Source organism: Maribacter sp. HTCC2170 (assembly GCF_000153165.2).
Taxonomy (GTDB): Bacteria; Bacteroidota; Bacteroidia; order Flavobacteriales; family Flavobacteriaceae; genus Maribacter_A.
The window spans coordinates 1733796-1754040 of record NC_014472.1 but is presented as its reverse complement, the minus strand read 5'-3'; the positions used below and the strand labels follow the sequence as shown (position 1 = coordinate 1754040).

11 protein-coding genes and 1 tRNA gene are annotated in these 20245 nt (G+C 36.7%); 6 read left to right on the top strand and 6 right to left on the bottom strand.

The features are described 5' to 3' along the window. Positions 1 to 47 precede the first annotated feature (47 nt). Positions 48 to 1946: an amidophosphoribosyltransferase gene (locus FB2170_RS07710; RefSeq protein WP_013305973.1), complete on the top strand. Its 1899-nt coding sequence runs from the start codon at positions 48 to 50 to the stop codon at positions 1944 to 1946. Between the two features lie 1079 nt (positions 1947 to 3025). Here the strand turns inward: FB2170_RS07710 and FB2170_RS07705 are convergent. Then, entirely contained in the window at positions 3026 to 3634 is a 609-nt protein-coding gene (locus FB2170_RS07705) for a superoxide dismutase (RefSeq protein ID WP_013305972.1), read from the bottom strand. Between the two features lie 118 nt (positions 3635 to 3752). On the opposite strand from FB2170_RS07705, the gene FB2170_RS07700 reads away from it, so the two are divergent. From FB2170_RS07700 to FB2170_RS07685, 4 genes are all read left to right on the top strand, one after another. Then, entirely contained in the window at positions 3753 to 6866 is a 3114-nt protein-coding gene (locus FB2170_RS07700; RefSeq protein WP_013305971.1) for a UvrD-helicase domain-containing protein, read from the top strand. Positions 6867 to 6878: 12 nt separating this feature from the next. Continuing rightward, positions 6879 to 8072 carry a glycine C-acetyltransferase gene (gene kbl / locus FB2170_RS07695; RefSeq protein WP_013305970.1) on the top strand — a complete coding sequence of 398 codons (1194 nt, stop codon included), beginning with the start codon at positions 6879 to 6881 and terminating at the stop codon, positions 8070 to 8072. Positions 8073 to 8185: 113 nt separating this feature from the next. Then, the gene (locus tag FB2170_RS07690) at positions 8186 to 9526 is read left to right on the top strand and encodes an OmpA family protein (protein ID WP_013305969.1); all 1341 of its coding nucleotides are present in this window, start codon (positions 8186 to 8188) and stop codon (positions 9524 to 9526) included. A 77-nt stretch (positions 9527 to 9603) separates the two neighbouring features. Next, positions 9604 to 12354 (top strand): PD-(D/E)XK nuclease family protein, encoded by a 2751-nt coding sequence (locus FB2170_RS07685; RefSeq protein WP_013305968.1) that lies wholly within the window; start codon positions 9604 to 9606, stop codon positions 12352 to 12354. A gap of 2 nt (positions 12355 to 12356) precedes the next feature. Here the strand turns inward: FB2170_RS07685 and FB2170_RS07680 are convergent, their stop codons facing one another. Continuing rightward, positions 12357 to 13070, bottom strand: coding sequence for an SDR family oxidoreductase (locus FB2170_RS07680; RefSeq protein WP_013305967.1), 714 nt, complete (start codon positions 13068 to 13070; stop codon positions 12357 to 12359). An 81-nt stretch (positions 13071 to 13151) separates the two neighbouring features. Here FB2170_RS07680 and FB2170_RS07675 point away from each other — a divergent pair. Beyond that, positions 13152 to 13225: transfer RNA gene (locus FB2170_RS07675), tRNA-Ala, on the top strand. Positions 13226 to 13312: 87 nt separating this feature from the next. Here FB2170_RS07675 and FB2170_RS07670 read toward each other — a convergent pair. From FB2170_RS07670 to FB2170_RS07655, 4 genes are read right to left on the bottom strand one after another with little or no spacing between them, the layout of a single operon-like run. After that, the gene (locus tag FB2170_RS07670; protein WP_013305966.1) at positions 13313 to 15046 is read right to left on the bottom strand and encodes a hypothetical protein; all 1734 of its coding nucleotides are present in this window, start codon (positions 15044 to 15046) and stop codon (positions 13313 to 13315) included. A 3-nt stretch (positions 15047 to 15049) separates the two neighbouring features. Next, positions 15050 to 16234: a DUF4249 domain-containing protein gene (locus tag FB2170_RS07665; RefSeq protein WP_013305965.1), complete on the bottom strand. Its 1185-nt coding sequence runs from the start codon at positions 16232 to 16234 to the stop codon at positions 15050 to 15052. 6 nt (positions 16235 to 16240) lie between these two features. Beyond that, positions 16241 to 19036: a carboxypeptidase-like regulatory domain-containing protein gene (locus tag FB2170_RS07660; protein ID WP_013305964.1), complete on the bottom strand. Its 2796-nt coding sequence runs from the start codon at positions 19034 to 19036 to the stop codon at positions 16241 to 16243. After that, on the bottom strand, positions 19026 to 19742 hold the full coding sequence (locus FB2170_RS07655; RefSeq protein WP_148232078.1) for a hypothetical protein: 717 nt from the start codon (positions 19740 to 19742) through the stop codon (positions 19026 to 19028). Before FB2170_RS07655 ends, FB2170_RS07660 begins: the two co-directional genes overlap by 11 nt. Positions 19743 to 20245 lie beyond the last annotated feature (503 nt).

The following is a 20245-nucleotide window of genomic DNA, read 5'->3' as shown; positions in this document are numbered from 1 at the left end:
TGACATACCCTAACAAATTTGTTGGGGTTTTTTAATCTAGATTATTGATGAGTGACGCAATTAAACATGAATGTGGAATTTCGGTAATACGTTTACTTAAACCGCTTGAGTATTATAAGGAGAAATATGGTACAGCCTTTTATGGGGTAAACAAAATGTACCTTATGATGGAGAAGCAACACAATCGAGGCCAGGATGGTGCTGGTTTTGCAAGTATCAAATTAGATATGGATGCCGGCGAGCGTTATATGAGCCGTGTACGCTCAATTCAAAAACAGCCTATTCAAGATATTTTTGACCAAATCAATGATCGGATCAATACGGCGTTTGTTGAACATCCAGAATACAAGGATGATGTTGCCGCTCAGAAAAAAAACATTCCATATATAGGTGAAGTACTTTTAGGTCATGTGCGTTATGGTACTTTCGGAAAGAACAGTATAGAAAGTGTGCATCCTTTTCTAAGACAGAATAATTGGATGCATCGCAACCTTATTGTTGCCGGTAATTTTAACATGACCAATGTTCATGAGCTATTTGACAACCTTGTTCAGTTAGGCCAACATCCAAAAGAAATGGCGGATACTGTAACAGTTATGGAAAAAATTGGTCATTTTTTGGATGACGCAGTTGCAAAGTTATATAAGCAAATAAAGAAAGAAGGGTATAATAAACTTGAGGCTTCCCCTTTGATTGCTGAACGATTGAAATTGAGGAAAATTCTAAGAAGGGCGGCCAAAAATTTTGATGGCGGGTATACGATGGCAGGAATGTTGGGCCATGGTGATGCATTTGTCCTTAGAGACCCATCAGGAATAAGACCAGCTTATTACTATAAAGATGATGAAATAGTTGTTGTTGCTTCTGAGAGGCCGGCGATTCAAACCGTGTTTAATGTTCCTTTTGAAAAAGTTAGTGAACTGGACCCAGGAAGTGCAATCATTATTAAAAAAGACGGAAGTTCTTCAATTCAGGAAGTTTTAAAGCCGAAAGAAAGAAAAGCATGTTCTTTTGAGCGCATCTATTTTTCGAGAGGAAGTGATAAAGAAATTTATCAAGAAAGAAAAGAGCTCGGGAAACTTTTATTTCCCCAAATTTTAGATGCCATTGACCATAATATAAAGAAGACCGTTTTTTCTTATATACCGAATACAGCTGAGACCTCATTTTTTGGAATGGTCAAGGAGGCACAAAACTATTTGAACCAAAAAAAGGAAGAACAGATACTATCGATTGGCACAAAAATTACTAGGGAAGAATTACACAATATTTTGGCTGTGAGACCCAGAATCGAAAAAGTGGCCATAAAAGATGCCAAACTTAGGACCTTTATTACCCAAGATAGTAGCAGGGATGACCTTGTGGCCCATGTTTATGACATTTCATATGGCTCTGTGGATAAAGATGATAATCTCGTCATAATTGATGACAGTATTGTACGTGGTACAACACTTAAGAAAAGCATTCTTAGAATATTGGATAGGTTATCTCCGAAAAAAATAATCGTTGTTTCTTCTGCCCCTCAAATTCGGTACCCAGACTGTTACGGAATTGATATGGCAAAATTAGAGGATTTTGCCGCTTTTAGAGCAGCATTGGCGCTACACAAAGACCAAAGTAGTTTGGATGTAGTTGAAAAGATATATCAGAAATGTAAAGAACAAGCCAACTCGCATGACAATGATGTAGTTAATTATGTAAAAGATTTCTATGCCCCATTTACTGCCGACCAGATTTCTGCAAAAATCGGTGAACTTTTAAGCCCAAAAGGTATTAAAGCAGAGGTAAAAATTATTTATCAGACCATCGAAAGCCTACATGAAGCCTGCCCAAAAAATTTAGGGGATTGGTACTTTACTGGAAACTACCCAACACCCGGAGGCAACAGGGTGGTAAACCAAGCATTTATCAACTTTTTTGAGGGAAAAAATGAAAGGGCCTATTAAACCTTTTATCGATGAACTACACAATATTGTGTAGTTCATCGATAATATATGCATTTGAACGGGTTTTTAGTCCGTATGGAACCATGCCCGCCTACTTTAGACTTGCCATAGCATAAGTAGGTTAAGTTCATGGTAAGATTTGGGGCAAAAAAGGTGGAGACTTCTCCACCTTTTTTATTTTGCTCACGTATGACACCTATTCCCATTCCCTGCTATTTCCATATTCGACAAAATATCAAAGTGATATTTTTATCTGACCTTACACTTTATCCAAGGATATGGGTTTTCATCTAAAACCTTTTTTGTGTTTTGATTAATGCTCTATGTTTGGAGGACCATAGCATAAGTAGGTTAAGTTCATGGTAAGATTTGGGGAAAAAGGTGGGGCAATGCTCCACCTTTTTATTTTTATCTACATCTCAAATCTCTTCTTACAATCCCTGTAATACTAAACAGTAGAAAACGCATTTCAACCATAGATCAGGAAGTTTGTCTAAAACCTTTTTTGTGTTTTGATTAATGTTCTATGTTTGGAGGACCATAGCATAAGTAGGTTAAGTTCATGGTAAGATTTGGGGAAAAAGGTGGGGCAATGCTCCACCTTTTTATTTTTATCTACATCTCAAATCTCTTCTTATAATCCCTGTAATACTAAACAGTAGAAAACGTATTTCAACCATAGATCAGGAAGCTTGTCTAAAACCTTTTTTGTGTTTTGATTAATGCCCTATGTTTGGAGGACCATAGCATAAGTAGGTTAAGTTCATGGTAAGATTTGGGGAAAAAGGTGGAGCAATGCTCTACCTTTTTTATTACTCTATAATTAATAGGGGGAAACTCACTTTTATTGATCATAATACATATGTGGACTGCTTTATAAACCTAAAATTTGTTAAAAATTCTTTTTTATTTCCCGCAATACCAGTAATTTAGTCATGCCATAGCATAAGTAGGTTAAGTTTATGGTAAGATTTGGGACGAAAAGGGTGGAGGCTTCTCCGCCCTTTTCTATTTAAAAAGAAAAGACCCGATAGAGAGATTTCTCTATCGGGTCTTTTAAAATAACTGCTTTTACCTACTTACTTATTTGCAGCGTATAATTCAGATACTTTGCTCCAATTTATAACATTGAAAAATGCGTTCACATAATCAGGTCTTCTATTCTGATAGTTTAAATAATATGCATGTTCCCAAACATCCAAACCTAAAATAGGATGGCCACCGCAACCAACATTTGGCATAAGTGAATTATCTTGGTTCGGAGTAGAACAAACTTCTACCTTTCCCCCTTTATGTACACATAGCCAGGCCCATCCAGAACCAAATCTAGTGCCTGCAGCCTTACTAAATTTTTCTTTGAAAGATTCAAATGACCCAAAAGCCTCATTTATGGCATCAGCCAGTTCACCTGAAGGTTCGCCGCCTCCATCCGGAGACATTATTTCCCAGAACAACGCATGATTATAAAAACCACCTCCATTGTTGCGAACAGCACCATTATCCATATCCAAATTTGCGAGGATATCCTCTATGGATTTGGTTTCAAGGTCTGTTCCTGCTATTGCACCATTAAGGTTATTAGTATATCCGTTATGATGTTTAGTATGGTGAATTTCCATAGTTCTGGCATCAATATGTGGTTCCAATGCATCATATGCATAAGGTAATTTTGGTAGTTCAAAAGCCATAGTCGTAATTTTTATGTTAGAATATAATGTTTCTCAAATTTACATTTTTTGATAGATATATTGAGATAATAATTTGTTAAGAACAATTTTAGAATATGTAATTTGCATTTAAAAATACGTGTCAGGTAATCCATTCAAAATATTCAATGCTTCTGCCGGTTCTGGTAAGACCCATACTCTGACTAAGGAATACCTCAAAATAGTCCTCTCATCCCCTAATTCATATGGTCAAATCTTAGCCATTACTTTTACCAATAAAGCGGTTAATGAAATGAAAGAAAGGATTCTTAGTAGTCTTTTTGAATTTTCAAATACTGATGAAGTTGGCAATGCATCTGTATTGTTTAGTGACCTTATGTCCGAACTCGATTTAGAAGTTGATGCACTTCGGAAAAAAGCCAAAAGAACACTTAAAGACATTTTACATAACTACGGTTTCTTTGATATTTCGACTATAGATAAGTTTACGCATAGAATCATCAGGACCTTCGCCAAAGACCTAAAGATTGCACAAAACTTTGAGGTAGTACTGGATACTGACTTATTACTAAGTGAAGCGGTCGACAAACTTTTGGAGAAAGTAGGTCAGGACAAAAAAATGACCAAGGTTCTTATGGATTTTGCCCTGGAAAAAATAAATGAAGACAAAACATGGGATGTTTCTTTTGATCTGAACAAAATTGGCAAACTTCTTTTCAATGAAACCAATGCCAAACATTTAAGTCTTATCAAGGACAAAGAGGTTTCTGATTTTGAAGAGCTAAAGAAAATTCTTTCTGAAAACATTCAGGACTTCAAGCAAGAGTTGATTCAAAAAGCCTCTGAAGTTATTATGACAATTGAGAATAATGGTTTGGTAATCGAAAATTTCAAATCTGGTTATTTCCCTAAATTCATGATGAAGATAGCAAATGGTGAAATTGACTTTGACTTTAATGCTGGTTGGAAACAAAACTTTGAAACTACCCCCCTTTACACAAAAACCTGCCCCGAGGATATTAAGACCATTTTAGATAATCTACATCCACAGTTCATTTCAATTTTCAATAGGATCAAAGATATATTTCATCAAACACTTTTCTTGCAAAACATTTACAAAAACCTTTTGCCTTTAACCGTATTGAACGCAATTCAAAAAGAAGTGAAAAACATTCAAGAAGAGCGCAGGCTATTATCAATTTCAGAATTCAACACGATAATTTCAAATGAAATAAAAAACCAACCTGCGCCTTTTATTTATGAACGTTTGGGAGAAAAATATCGGCATTATTTCATTGATGAATTTCAAGACACCTCTGAACTTCAATGGAACAATCTTGTACCTTTGATAAGCAATGCTTTGGAAGGGGAAGATACACAAGGCAATAGCGGCTCTTTGTTTTTGGTCGGCGATGCAAAACAAGCTATATATCGTTGGCGGGGTGGTAGAGCAGAACAATTTTTAAGTTTGGTCAATGAACACACTAATCCTTTTGTAGTTGAACCCAAAACCTACGACCTGCCCTCAAATTATAGAAGTCATGAAAATGTAATAAAATTTAACAATGACTTTTTCAACAGGACCAGTCCGTTTTTGAACAACGGGCTATATCAAGACTTATTCGAAAAGGGCAACCAACAAGAATCAAACAACAAAAAAGGTGGTTTGGTTCAAATGACATTTCTTGAGGAAGATCAGGAGCAGAATTTAGATGAATTGTATTGTGAAGAAGTCTTTTCCACCATTCAATCTATTCTGCAGAAATCTTATGCATTAAACGAAATTGCCATTTTGGTTCGGGACAATAAGCATGGTATACTACTGGCCGAATTTTTAACGAAAAAGGGAATCCCGATTGTTTCCCCTGATTCATTGTTGATTTCAAATAACAACAAAGTTCAGTTTCTTATTAATCTTTTGCATTATACCGGTCATAAAGATGATCTGAATGCCTGCTACAATATCCTATACTTTTTAGCTGGAGGGAAAGAAAACAAACATGCCATTATTAGTGCACATTTACACAATTTGGATGACTTCTTGAAAGAGACTTATAATTTCGAATTGTCGAACCTAAAGAAAATGTCGGTCTATGATGGTTTGGAACTCGCAATTAAATGTTTTGACCTTATTCCTGATTCTGACGCGTCTGTAACTTTTCTTTTGGACATTGCTTTGGAAGTTGAGCAAAAAGAAGGGGCTGGCCTAAACACATTTTTAGTCAACTGGGAAAAGAAAAAAGACAAATACAGTATTGCCGCGCCAAACAACCTGAATGCGATTAAAATAATGAGCATTCATAAATCAAAAGGGTTAGAGTTTCCCATTGTAATATTTCCGTTTGCAAACTCAAACATTTACAAAGAAATAGATCCTAAATTATGGTTGTCAGTGGATCAGTCAAAATTCAACGGATTCAATGAAGTTTTAATAAGCAAGAAAAAAGAAGTTCTTGAATATGGGAGTAATGCCTTGAAGGTATTTGAAGAAGAGCAACATAGACTAGAGTTGGACGCTTTTAATATTTTGTATGTGGCAATGACACGGGCAGAAAAAGCCATGTTCATAATTACCATCAAAGACGAAGCTTCAATAAAATCTAATCGAAAAACCCATTATTCAGATGTGTTTATTCATTATTTGAAAACCAAAAACCTTTGGAACAGTACTGATTTAATCTATACTTTTGGGTCTTTAAAAATTAACCCCAATATTCAAGAGGATTTGTCTTTGGAAAAATCATTTCCCTTTGAATACAGTAATAAGGACAATCCTAATTTCAGTATAATGACAAAAGCTGGTTTGCTATGGGATACAAAACAGGAGAAGGCACTTTTAAGAGGTAACCTTATACATTATATTATGGGTTTGATTGAGACCAGTGTCGATATTGACCTTGTTTTTAAAGATTTAGAGCAAAAAGGAGCAATAAATGACGAAGAGACTGCTCCTTTAAGAGAAAAAGTATTGAATGTCGTTAATCATGTCAACCTTAAAAAGTACTATTCCAAAGGAGTTGTTGTCAAAAACGAAAAAGAGATAATTACCAAAAACGGTGAAATATTAAGGCCTGACAGAGTAATAATAAATGAAGGAAAGGCTACTATTATAGATTATAAAACTGGTAAAGAAAATGCTTCTTATTCTAGGCAATTAAATTCCTATGCAACCGCCCTTGAAGATATGGGCTACAAGATCAAGGACAAAATCATAGCCTATATCAATGACCAGATAACAATTGAATACATTTAATTACTATATATTATGTACGGAAAAATAAAAGATCACCTGACAAAAGAACTGGAGTCTATTAAAAATGATGGCCTTTTTAAGCAAGAAAGAATAATCACGTCTCCCCAAGATGCGGTTATTAAAATATCTACAGGTGAAGAAGTAATAAATTTTTGTGCCAACAACTATCTAGGACTTTCATCCCATCCAGAAGTGATTGAAGCCGCAAAAGACACCATGGATACCCACGGCTTTGGAATGTCCTCGGTGCGTTTTATCTGTGGCACACAAGACATTCATAAAAAACTTGAGAGAAAAATCGCTGAATTTTATGGGACTGAAGATACCATTCTATATGCTGCCGCTTTTGATGCAAATGGAGGTGTTTTTGAACCATTGTTAACTGCAGAAGACGCCATTATCTCGGATTCATTGAACCACGCTTCTATTATCGATGGGGTTCGTCTATGCAAGGCGATGCGTTATCGCTATGCCAACAGCAATATGGAGGATTTGGAGAAACAGCTGATTCAAGCCCAAAAAGATCAGGCACGTTTTAAGATAATTGTTACTGACGGTGTTTTTTCTATGGATGGCTTATTGGCGCCGTTGGATAAAATTTGCGATTTGGCCGATAAGTATGATGCCATGGTAATGGTAGATGAATGCCATGCCACAGGTTTCATTGGTTCCCGAGGCAAGGGCACGCTTGAAGAAAAAGGGGTAATGGGCCGCGTGGATATTGTTACCGGCACATTAGGCAAAGCACTTGGTGGGGCAATGGGAGGTTATACAACCGGGAAAAAAGAAATAATAGAAATACTTAGACAAAGGTCTAGACCATACTTGTTCTCAAATTCATTGGCACCGGCCATTGTAGGAGCTTCAATAAAGGTTTTTGATATGTTGTCCAATGACACCTCACTAAGAGATAAACTTCAATCGAATACCGAATACTTTAAGAAAGGAATGAAAGATGCGGGATTCGATATCATCGACGGTGACTCAGCAATAGTTCCTGTTATGTTGTATGATGCAAAATTATCGCAACAGATGGCCAACTTATTATTAGAACGCGGCATCTATGTTATCGGGTTTTTCTATCCTGTAGTTCCAAAGAATAAAGCCAGAATACGTGTGCAACTTTCAGCCGCCCATGAAATTGAACATTTGAATAAAGCCATCGCAGCTTTTGTTGAAGTGGGTAAACTATTAAAAATCGTTTAAATGCATCTTTACGCCCATGAAATGCGTTAAAAAAAATGGGAGTATGATTTTGTTAATAATATTTAACAACTTACATTTGCAGCTAATAAACACTTAAACTTAAAATTTTGAACATGAAACATCTTAGCAAATTAATGGTTGTTGCCTTACTTGTAGTAGGCTTTAACAGTATACAAGCGCAAGACGAGAACAACCCTTGGCAAGTTAGTTTTGGGGTAAATGCCGTTGACGTATTTCCAACTGGTGATGTAAGTTCGTTTGGTGAAGACTTCTTTAATGTAAGCGACCACTGGAACATTCTTCCTTCTATCTCTTACGTTGGCGTATCTAAATCAGTAGGCGATGGTTTCTCTGTTGGTGCAAGAGGTTCCTTAAATAAAATTAGCAAATGGGGAAATACATCTGTTGATGATCTTTCTTATTATGCACTTGACGGTACTATTAAGTACAATTTTGCTAAAAACACTGTTGTTGACCCTTTCTTAGAAATAGGTGGTGGTTATACATGGGTTGATGAAATTGGTGCTGGTACTGTAAATGGTGGATTAGGTGTTAATTTCTGGTTTACAGAAAACATTGGTCTTACATTACAAACAAACTATAAGCATGCTTTTGAAGATTATGGCGTTAAGCATTTTCAACACTTAGCCGGTCTTGCCATTAAATTTGGTGGTACAGATACCGATGGTGATGGTATTTATGACAAAGATGATGCTTGTCCAGAAGTTGCTGGTCTTGAGGCATTCAATGGTTGTCCTGATGCAGATGGCGATGGCATAGAAGATAGCAAAGATAGCTGTCCTAATGCTGCTGGTTCTAAAGAAATGAACGGTTGTCCTGATGCTGACGGTGACGGTGTTGCTGATAAAGATGATGCTTGTCCTAACGAAGCTGGTACTGCTGCTCTTGCAGGTTGTCCTGATGCTGACGGTGACGGTGTTGCTGATAAAGATGATTCTTGTCCTAACGAAGCTGGTCCTTCTGAAAACAAAGGATGCCCTTGGACTGATAAAGATGGTGATAGTGTTTTAGATAAAGATGATCAATGTCCTGATGTTGCTGGTACTGTTGCAAACAATGGTTGCCCAGAAGTAACTGAAGAAGTTCAAAAACAATTGAACGACTATGCAAGAACTATCTTGTTTGACACTGGTAAATCTTCTATTAAAGCTGAGTCAACTTCAGTAATGGTTGATATCATTCAAATATTGAGTGAGTACCCAACTGCTAAGTTTACTGTTGAAGGTCACACTGATAGCGTTGGTAGTGCTAAATTAAACCAAACATTGTCTGAGTCTAGAGCAAATTCTGTTCGTGATTTCTTAATCGACAAAGGAATTGGTTCTAGTAGATTGTCTGCAATCGGTTACGGTGAAGACAAGCCAATTGCTACTAACAATACAAGATCAGGTAGAAAACAAAACAGAAGAGTTGAAATCAACTTAGTAAAGTAATTTCTTCTTCGAAATACCTATCAAAATAAATTTGAAAAGCCCTGACAGAATTGTCAGGGCTTTTTCTATTTTTGGTTATGCGTAGTTTTATAGAAGAAGTTGTAAATAATATATATAGTGAACAAAAATGTTTTGAGGACACTATATTCATCCTTCCGAGTAAAAGGGCTGGTACGTTTCTAAGAAACAGTCTTGCCAAAATTACTTCAAATACAATATTCTCACCTGAAATATTTAGCATTGAAGAGTTCATAGGTAATATTTCAGGACTCTCAACGGCCACTAACACTCGACAACTTTTCGAGCTATACTATGCTTACCTTGAACAAAACAAGGGCAACCCAGAACATTTTTTGGATTTCTCCAAGTGGGGACAAACTCTATTACAAGATATTAACGAGATAGATAGATACCTGATAGATGTTGATGGGCTTTTTTCAAACTTATCAGCCATCCAGGAAATCAATCATTGGTATTTGGCATCTGAAAAGACCAAGATGGTCGAAGATTATATTAAATTTTGGAACAATCTCCACCAACTTTATATTGCGTTCAATGAAAGACTGCTTCAAAAAAAAATAGGACACCAAGGGCTTATATATAGAAAAGCTCACGAAAAGGTAGAAACCTATTTAGAAGCCAACAAATCCACTCAGCATATTTTCATAGGTTTTAATGCTCTCAATACATCGGAAAGTAATATTATACAGCGAATTCTTGAGACTAAAAATGCCCAAATCTATTGGGACGCGGATACTTATTATCTTAATGACCCAATACATGATGCAGGCTATTTTATTAGAGACCACAAAAAAAAATGGCCCTATCTACAAAACAACACACTTAAAGGAATCAGCACTACATTTTTACAAGAAAAGAATATTCAGATAGCCGGCGTGCCAAAAAACGTTTCACAGGTTAAATTTGTGGGTTCTCTTCTCAGAACACTGAATAATGAAAATAGTGATACGTTAAAACGTACCGCCATTGTTTTAAGTGATGAGGCATTACTTAACCCGTTGTTAAATGCTATCCCATCGGAAATTGAAAAGGTGAATATCACTATGGGCTACCCCTTGAATAAATCACCTTTTGACAATTTTTTCAATCAATTTTTCAACCTGTATATAACTAAACAAAACAATGGTTGGTATTATAAAAATGTATTAAACTTCTTATCCGATGCGAATACCCATTTACTTTTAGATGATCAGGACGAAAATATGCCTGAATCTTTGATCTCTGGTATTAAATTAAACAATCTAACTTTTTTAAATAACAACATAATTAATTCTTTAGCCAAGAATCCCAACAAAACCTTAACTCAATTGTTCTTTGAACAAATTCCCTCGCCCAATCAATTTATTGAGCACTGTTTGCAAATAATCTCGATATTAAAAACTAAGCTCCAGGCCTCAGAAAACAAATTGGCTTTGGAAGAGTTGTTTAGATTTTATAGCGTTTTCAACCAAATGCAGCAATTGATTAAAGAACACGATTTTATAAGTGACTTAAAATCTTTACAGGCCCTATTTGTTGAATTGCTATCCATGGAAAACTTGGATTTTAAAGGTGACCCTCTGGAAGGATTACAATTGATGGGAATGCTGGAAAGTAGAAATCTTGATTTTGAAACAGTAATCATCACATCGGTCAATGAAGGAATTATTCCCTCTGGGAAATCCAATAATTCCTTTGTTCCTTTAGATTTAAAAAGAGCATTTGGGCTGCCTACATTCAAAGAAAAAGATGCGGTCTATACGTATCATTTTTACCGTTTACTGCAACGTGCAAAAAATGTGTATCTAGTTTATAATACTGAACCAGATGTGTTAGAAGGAGGTGAAAGAAGTCGATTAATAACGCAACTTTTAACTGATACGAATATCAAAGATAATATCACAGAGTTCATAGCGGTACCCGAAATAAAAGTTGAAATAAACAAAGAAAACCAAATAACCAAGGATGCTTCACTAGTAAATCTTATCAAAGAGCTAGCAACTAAAGGATTCTCTCCTTCCTCACTAAGTAATTACATTAGAAACCCCATGGATTTCTACAAGCAGAATCTTTTGGGTATTAATGATTTAATGGAGGTGGAAGAAACCGTTGCAGCAAATACATTTGGAACTATCATACATGATACTTTAGAAGACCTGTATAAACCTTTTATTGGTCGTTATCTAAACAAGGAGGTTCTAAAAGGCATGAAAGCCAATATAACGGCGTTGGTGAAGAAACATTTTGCAAAAACGTATTCAAATTTGAATACCATCCAAGGTAAAAACTTAATCGCCTACAATGTGATTATAAAATATGTTGAGAATTTTATTGATTTGGAGATAAAGCAATGCCAAGATTCCCAGATAAAAATTCTTGGGTTAGAAGAAAAAATGGAAATAACAATGAACATGCCCGAATTGGGGTTTCCGGTCAAACTAAAAGGTAAGTTGGACCGTATTGATGAAAAAGACGGTGTCCTGCGTATCTTAGATTACAAATCTGGAAAGGTGATGTTAAATCAAGTTGAAATATTTGATTGGTCTTTGATCACCGAAGACTTCAAATTTAGTAAGGCATTCCAATTATTGTGCTATGCCCTTATGTTTAACGATAAGGCTCCCTTAAATCAGCTTGAGGCAGGTATTGTTTCCTTTAAGAACTTAAATGCTGGTACTTTGAGTTTCGCAACAAAAGAAAAAAGAAACAGCCGCAGCAAGGATAAAACCATTACAACTGAAACCCTTAAGACTTTCAGTACAGAATTAAAAAGATTAATTATTGAAATATGTGACCCCAACATCCCTTTTGTCGAAAAGGAGGTTTGATGTTATTTTTTATCTGGTCTGCTTGGTCTAACTTCTATTTTACTAGGAAGCGTTCTTGGGTGCATTTTCAATAGATCCAATACCAGCTCACCAATATCCTCAGGTTGAATTTTCCAAGCATCTTTATCTGAAGGTTCGTTGTTATTAAAGTGTGTTGCTACAGAGCCTGGCATTATTGTAGAAACTTTAATGTCATATTTGCGAAGATCCAACATCGCTGCTTGGGTGAAACCAACAACTCCAAACTTTGTTGCATTGTAACCTGCACCCATGGCAAAGAAATTAGTGCCCGCAAGACTTGCTAACGTAATATAATATCCCTTAGACACTTTCAAAGCCTCTACAGAGGCTTTTAAGGTGTGAAATACACCATTTAAGTTGGTATTGATCATATTATGCCACTGCAACTCGGTCATTTCGTCTACAGGAGCAAAATGCCCAACACCTGCATTGGCCAAAACCACATCCAATTGTCCCCATTTGCCAATAATGGTTTTTATCGCCTCTTCTTCGTCCACATGTTTGGTTACGTCAGATTCAAGGATTAAAACGTTTTCTTTGTTATTCAACTGCCTAGCCGCAGCTTCAAGAGATTTTACGCTTCTACCGCTTATGGCCACTTTCATTCCCTCTTTAAGCAATGATTGAGCTACTCCAAGCCCTATTCCTTTTGATCCACCAGTAATGTACGCTACTTTACCCTTTAAAACTGTCATAATGTTTAGTTAGATTGAAGAAAACGAATATAGTATTTTGATACTTAAACAAAAAGTATTTCCTTTGACCCTCTAAAAGTCGGGGGATTAGCTCAGCTGGCTAGAGCGCTTGCCTGGCAGGCAAGAGGTCACCGGTTCGACTCCGGTATTCTCCACAAAAGACAAAAAGCTGAACTTACGTTCAGCTTTTTTTAGCAAAATGATAAAAGTAATTTTTGGGAAATAATTAGAAGGCTTCAAACCTATTTAACCTCAAAAAAATGTTCTTCCATTATGTAGCTCCCCTCATCAGAATATCCCTCTAATAAAATCCGGTATGTACCTGGAACATCGGAGACATAAAAATGTTGGGTAAGTTTTTTTGAATCGAGGCGAACATTGGGCCCCCAAAACAATTGGGTCCTATAATCAGGAATCCTTTGGAGCGCCTTGGTAGAATAATCAGGAGATGAATATCTTTTGTATAACATAGGGCCTTCCAATTCAAATTCCGTTATGTATTCACCACTCAGTTGCGGTACAAAATCCCCATTTTTTGAGATAATATCAATAATTCCCCAAAATACCTCAGGTCCATAGCGGTATGGCCCTGGAAATACATGAATACGCTCTAGGTCGTGTGCACTATTACCTAAAACCTCATCATGGTCCTGTACCAGTATGCCATCCACTAATAGTAGTGGGTCATTTGAACTAAAAGGTCCTTTCTTGTATGGGTTATATGGGTCAAACACCTCAAATGCTTCCTTACCATTCTTCCTCCGAATTCTCGCAAAACCTACAACCTCAACCATGGTCTCCCTTATAGATGGAAAACGTGTATAATCATCTAAAAAGTAATCTCTACCAATATTACTATAAAATCGGTCACCGCTCTCTCCTTTGGATACAACAATACTTTCTTCATTGAAGTAGGCATTATGAATCTGTAATTGGATGCTTCTTTCTTGCAGCCAATCTTTGATTTCCGGATTTAACTGCAAGTCATAAGTCGATTTCAATTCGGTTGAATCAAAAGTAGCATCCTCTAAGACAATTTTATATTGTTCCTTATCAGGCCCTACTACCTGCATTATGCTTTTTGCAGTTTCATAGGACTGATCTATGGAGATAAAAAACCGTCCTTGAAGATTTGTTTTTGCCATTTTAAAAATATAGTCCTTTCCCGGAACAGTGAACGCTACCACTTGGTTCTCAATAGGTTTCTCTCCATCAACCGACAGTACTCTTCCAAAAATAAGCTCACCCCGAAGTTCGGGAAGGTAAAAAAGGTTTCTGCCCCGTATACTATATTTTTCAGTTTCCGCATGAGGTTCCGAAACTTGAATTGGATCAAGTCTTCGTACCGACAACGCATAGTTTCCAGACCCTTCTTGGTCATTCAGGTTTTCTACAGTAAGATTCACCTCCTCACGTAATGCATATATAGATTTATCGGTTTTGAGGGAAAAATATCTGGCCTCTGGCCGAGGAAGGACATCCGAAGCTGTACTGGGAAATATTCTAACGCGTTGGGCAGAATCGATTTCATTTTTCAAATGAACATTCCCCTTTACATAAGGATTGATAATGTAAATAGTTTTGGGTGTAATCCCATTTTCCAAATTATTCAATGAGAAATTCGTGTAGCTCAAAAGCTGATAAATACCTGTTTCCAAACCTGTTGGGATGAAAAAAGACCCTTGACTCATACCTTTTTTCAATCTCAGCTTATGTTCAAATATTACAGAATCGTTTACCCCCCGAAGTGAAACATAGGCAACCTTGCTCAAGGTACTTGAAGTGTTTGAATCGGTATGGTTATAGATTTTATACTGAAGTGGTTCCCCTGCCAATAATATATTGGTATTGATTACCAGCTTCGTCCTCTCATCTGGAAAAATCTGAACATCCCCTAAAATTTGGTCACGGGAAATTTGGCCCTTTACAACAAAAGTGATACAAAGTAATACGAAGATCAGATCTTTAGGTTTCATAGGTTAGTCCTCCCAATAGTCGGGTTTTATATGTGTTGAAAATGCAGTGCATTTAGAGCACTCCGATTTTGTAATGTAATGAGGGCCTTCCACGATATCATCAGTAGAATAAACCTGGTAGTTCTCGAATTCAAGCTTTCTTCTTAACTCTTGAAAACTAATCTCATTAGAAATGAGCCAAACGCACTCCACAAAATACGGTGGCAGATCCAAGCTAAAATCATTATGGTCGAAGTAGATTCTTTGTGAGTATACCGAGGCGGCCCCAAAATAGCCCAGTACCTTTTCATCTGGGTCGGTATCTGAGGCAATATTGCCCGAAACAAAACCAGGTTGACCTTGGGACAACAGGTTCTCTTCACTACTCAGATCTGCTAAGGTCTTATAAAAGGTATGCGCCTCAATGCTCTGGGTATACTGCCTTACCAGGATACTGTAACGCTCCCTAAGAACAGGATTCTCCTTGTCGATAAACCGTATCGGGAAACGGGTTATCCGTTTCTCTTCCATGTCATTTGTTGAGGTTTGGACATACCCAACAGAACTATCCGTGGGATAGCAGAACTCCTCGTCAGACCATTCCCTGGGGGTAAGCACTATTTCACCAAATTGGGTAAAATCGCTATAATTTACAATCTCCCAATCAAATTTTGCATTTGCTGGGAGCCTTACTTTATAGGTCTCCTCATACTCGTATCTAAAATACTCGGCACCTGTTGCATTATCCGAATCAACAAAGACCTGTATGCCCTCTTTTCCGTTTGCCGAAACAAACTCCGCATAGACTTTTTCTAATTGGGACTTAGGGGGAAGCCCAACAACTTTGGAAGTATAGCCACGACCATCGGAGGTTCTGATTTTTAAGGTATACTGGATATTCGTCTCAGCTTGGAACTCAATATCTGAAAGGTAGGTCTTCGTCTTAGAGTCATAAGAGAAAGTGAATACTGTGGCATTACTGTCCTCGATATTTACATCTGCGGAACCCTCAGTGCTTTCACCAAACTCTTCCAAGCCAATGGTCCTGGATAATTTAACAACCTGTCTTTTTAACTCATCGGTGAGGGTGCTTTCCACTACTAGTACACTATCAAAATCTATGGATTTAATGACAAAGGGCTCTGTACAAGTTGTTTGCACTAAAAAAAGAAAATAGAGCAGTATGTTTTTAGTTCTAATCCTTCCCATGGTCTTTTAAAACTTAAAATTGTATGTAATGGTTGGTACAGGAATCGAGAATATAGAGGTTTTAAACGCCTTTATTCGCCCCTCTTCATTTACAAAAAACACCGAATATGGATTATTCCTTCCTAAAACATTATAGACCGAAATATTCACAAAACTGTGTCCAATTTTTTTCTTTTTATGGTTGCCTTCAATGTTTATTCCAAGATCTAAACGGTAATAATCTGGAATCCGAAATTGGTTGCGATCACTGTACAGTACCTGTTCCTCATTGGCATAAATAAACTTTCCTACAGGGTAAGTAATTGGTCTTCCTGTTTGATAAACAAAATTAGCCGAAGCACTTATACGTTTATTAAACCTGTAATTTCCTATCAACGATAAATCATGGGGTTTGTCAAAATTCGCTGGAAAGAAATCCCCGTTGTTTACCTGCTCTTGCTGTATTGCACTGTTCAATTTTATCAATGCCCTGGAATAACTGTAACCAAGGTACCCATTAAATCTTCCTGCCGTCTTTTTAATCAATGCTTCAACACCATATGCTTTCCCTTGGCCTTGTAGTAATTCAGTTTCCAAAGCATCGTTCAGGATCAATTGCGCACCGATCTTATAGTCCAAAAGGTCATGCATTTTTTTATAATAACCTTCAAGGCTAAATTCCAAATCGTTCTCCACAATATTCTTGAATATACCTATGGAGTATTGATCCGCCCTTTGTGGTTTAATGTTCAGGTCCGATAATTTCCAAATATCTGTTGGAGACATCGTAGTGTTGGTAGTCAGCAAATGTAGGTACTGTAATGTTCGATTGAAACCGGCCTTTAGAGACAGGTCCTTGTCCAACAGATACCGTCCTGAAATGCGGTATTCGAACCCGCCATGAGTCTTTATTACTTCATTGTTACCATAATTACGCACTTCGGCAATTGAGCCTTCGCTTTTAGGCACACCTTCAACATAAACATTTTGGGAAGCTTCACCCAAACCGGCAAAGAGGGAATAACGTAAGCCTATGTCAAGCAACAATTTGTCATCCACCTCAAAAAGGTCCGATATATAAAGTGCTGATTCCAGCCCCTTCTCTCTGTCTATCTTCCTTTGTTGAACATTGGAATCTGATCCTATTGGTTTAATGGTGCCTGGATCCGAAACGTACAATTTACTACTAAGGCCATAGCTCAATTTATGTTTATTACTCAGGGCATTGTAAAGGTTCACTTTGAAGAGGCTCTCGTTCAGGACATATCCGAAATCAAAGTCATTATTTGCCTCAGCTTTATAAAGAATATCATATTGATATCTACTATTACCAACTATTATACTGGCCCTACTCTTTTCACTGAATTTATGGTTCCATTTTAAAGAAACCAGTCCATTACTGTATCCAAAAACAGAATCCGATGTTATGCTAAACTTGTCCTTACTATAATATATAGTACTCTGCACCGAATTGTTTTCATTCACATCGTGGGAATATTTTACTATCCCGTCATAAAATGAAGCCTCGCTATTATTCAAAGATTCTTCATCAAGATTCTTTAGAATATAGTCGGCATAGGTGGCTCGGAAACCTGCAATTATGGACGCCTTTTTTTTAATTAGCGGAACCTCTAAAGCTAGGTTGGCCGTAATAGGGCCAATTGACCCTTCTCCCGAAATCTTTTCAGTATTACCAATTTTCGTCTCAATGTCAAAGACTGAAGACAATCGCCCCCCATATTCAGCAGGTATACTTGCCTTATAGATTTCCAGACTTTGCGTGGTAAAGGGATTGATTGCAGAGAATAAACCCAAGAAATGTGTGGGATTATAGATTACTATATCATCCAGCAACATTAAATTCTGATCTGCCCTACCTCCCCGTACATTTAACCCACCAGATCCTTCTCCAGCAGTCTTGATTCCTGGCAATGTTAAGGCTGCTTTTAGCATGTCACGTTCTCCTAACACCAAAGGTATTGTCTTTATTCCCTCAACATTGATTATTGAGGCTCCAACCACCGCGTCCCTAACATTTGCGTTTTTTTTGGATTCTACAACTACCTCATCCAATACTTCAACATCCTCGGATATTTCCAAGTTCATGGCGCCGTTCCCATATATTATCAAATCCTGGTATACCTTCTCATATCCCAATAAATTAGTTTCCAGCCTATTCAGGCCTTGCGGCAATTTAAAAGAATAGAACCCATCGCTGTCCGTATTTGTATAGATTTCTCTATCTATTGTGAAAATTGACAAATTCTGAACGGGCTCATTATTATTCATATTCGTAACCCTTCCAGAAATCGTGAATTCCTTGTCTCTTGTGTTAGGGTTTTGTTTGCCAATGGTAATGGGACCCCGTTTTCTATTCGTGCCTTTGGGCAGAAATTCCTCTTGAAAAATGGGAGCCGATCTATCCTGAATTTCTTCTTTTAAATTTCCTTCGTCAAAAAAATCAAAGGGCAACTGTTCAAGAACAATAGCATTGTTCAGCAAGATGATACGATTGTCTTTTATAAAATAATTGAGGCTTGTTTCTTCAAACAGTTCGTTTAATATCGCCCTTATTTTCCTGTTGTTATAATTCTTGGTAACCCTGTGATCCTTCAACCAAACTTCTTCAAAGTAAAAAAAGTAATTGGTTTTATCCTCCAGCTTGAGTAATGCGTCTTTTAGAGGAATGTTGTCAAATGCTATGGTTATGATCCGCTCATTTTGGCCCTGCATGACACAAATAAAGCCAAACAGGGCAATAAACATTAGCAGATTCTTTTTCATTCGGCGTTTTACCACAATAGCGGTTGGTTTAATTTGCATCCAGAAATTTTACAAGCGAAGTCATAAAACTATCCATGTTGTTTCTATACAAAGTTTTGTTTTGTTTTTGAAAATTTCGGATTTGCTTGTACTTATCAGGAATCACATTCTTTAAATCCTTGATAGAAAAAATGGTGTGATATTTCCCCTTGTACAACAACACGTAATAATTGTCCTGATAAAAGCGGTACTGTAAAACATTGTCCACGGTTTGCCTTTTTCTCTTTTTGACCTGCTTTATATAAAGTGATACCCTTTCACCCTGTAGGGCGGCCTCGAAAAAACCATTACCCTCAAGGTTCAGTTTCTCATCCATTAACCTAACAAAGGTTTTGTTATGAATTCTAAATTGTGAGATATTCCCAGATAATGGTTTAATCAGAAAATGATTCAACTTGTCATTGGATCTTATAATCAGATTATCCTCCAAAATATCATATTTCATCAATACTTTGGTATAAAACTGATTGTTATATACGACTGTACCACTCATGATGGCAGAGGAGTTTAGATAAATATGACTGTCATCCCAAGAGTCTAAATACTGATCCTTAAATTCGGGGCCATTAAAAAGCCCTGTGTTATCAAGGCCTACGAGTCCATCATATACATGATGAATAATGCTTTTCGTTACAGACTGTGAATAGGAACCTAAACATGTAACAAGAAAAACTAATAAGAACAGACATTTTTTATTTGCAATCATGTGTTCTTTTAATAATGGTTGCCCCATTAACAATTTGGGGACAAGCCACAATATTTTGACTTTCCCAATGGGCATTGATTTGTCAAACTTTTAATGACTCCCTATTAAATATAAGCAGTTTTATTGACGAATTGACTCGTTAGACCAAAAAAGTAGTAAGGCTTACAACTCTTTGCTTTTTTGATATTCTTTGCGCAATTGAAAGTCCCATATAATTCAACCGACAATTATTCGAAATTAAGAGAACGCAGAAACATTTTTATGTACTGCAGTAATACTATAGGTTTTATTAAGGTTCAATTTTTGTGTCTCATAATTTGCACAAACATTTCGTTATTTCAACAAATTTGCAGATTGCACACTTTTCATTGATTTTAAACGAAAATAAACGATTTCAAAAAAATAATTCATATGTTATTGATTATCAATTACATATATCGTAATAGAAATTTCTTTGTTTTTCAAACAGAAGCCTAACAGGCAAGAAGTCACCGGTTCGACTC

Coding starts and splice junctions, on each gene's coding strand:
- FB2170_RS07665 (WP_013305965.1), bottom strand. CDS start 16,234: ATGGGAAGGATTAGAACTAAAAACATACTGCTCTATTTTCTTTTTTTA.
- FB2170_RS07655 (WP_148232078.1), bottom strand. CDS start 19,742: ATGATTGCAAATAAAAAATGTCTGTTCTTATTAGTTTTTCTTGTTACA.
- FB2170_RS07690 (WP_013305969.1), top strand. CDS start 8,186: ATGAAACATCTTAGCAAATTAATGGTTGTTGCCTTACTTGTAGTAGGC.
- FB2170_RS07660 (WP_013305964.1), bottom strand. CDS start 19,036: ATGCAAATTAAACCAACCGCTATTGTGGTAAAACGCCGAATGAAAAAG.
- FB2170_RS07705 (WP_013305972.1), bottom strand. CDS start 3,634: ATGGCTTTTGAACTACCAAAATTACCTTATGCATATGATGCATTGGAA.
- FB2170_RS07680 (WP_013305967.1), bottom strand. CDS start 13,070: ATGACAGTTTTAAAGGGTAAAGTAGCGTACATTACTGGTGGATCAAAA.
- FB2170_RS07670 (WP_013305966.1), bottom strand. CDS start 15,046: ATGAAACCTAAAGATCTGATCTTCGTATTACTTTGTATCACTTTTGTT.
- FB2170_RS07685 (WP_013305968.1), top strand. CDS start 9,604: ATGCGTAGTTTTATAGAAGAAGTTGTAAATAATATATATAGTGAACAA.
- kbl (WP_013305970.1), top strand. CDS start 6,879: ATGTACGGAAAAATAAAAGATCACCTGACAAAAGAACTGGAGTCTATT.
- FB2170_RS07710 (WP_013305973.1), top strand. CDS start 48: ATGAGTGACGCAATTAAACATGAATGTGGAATTTCGGTAATACGTTTA.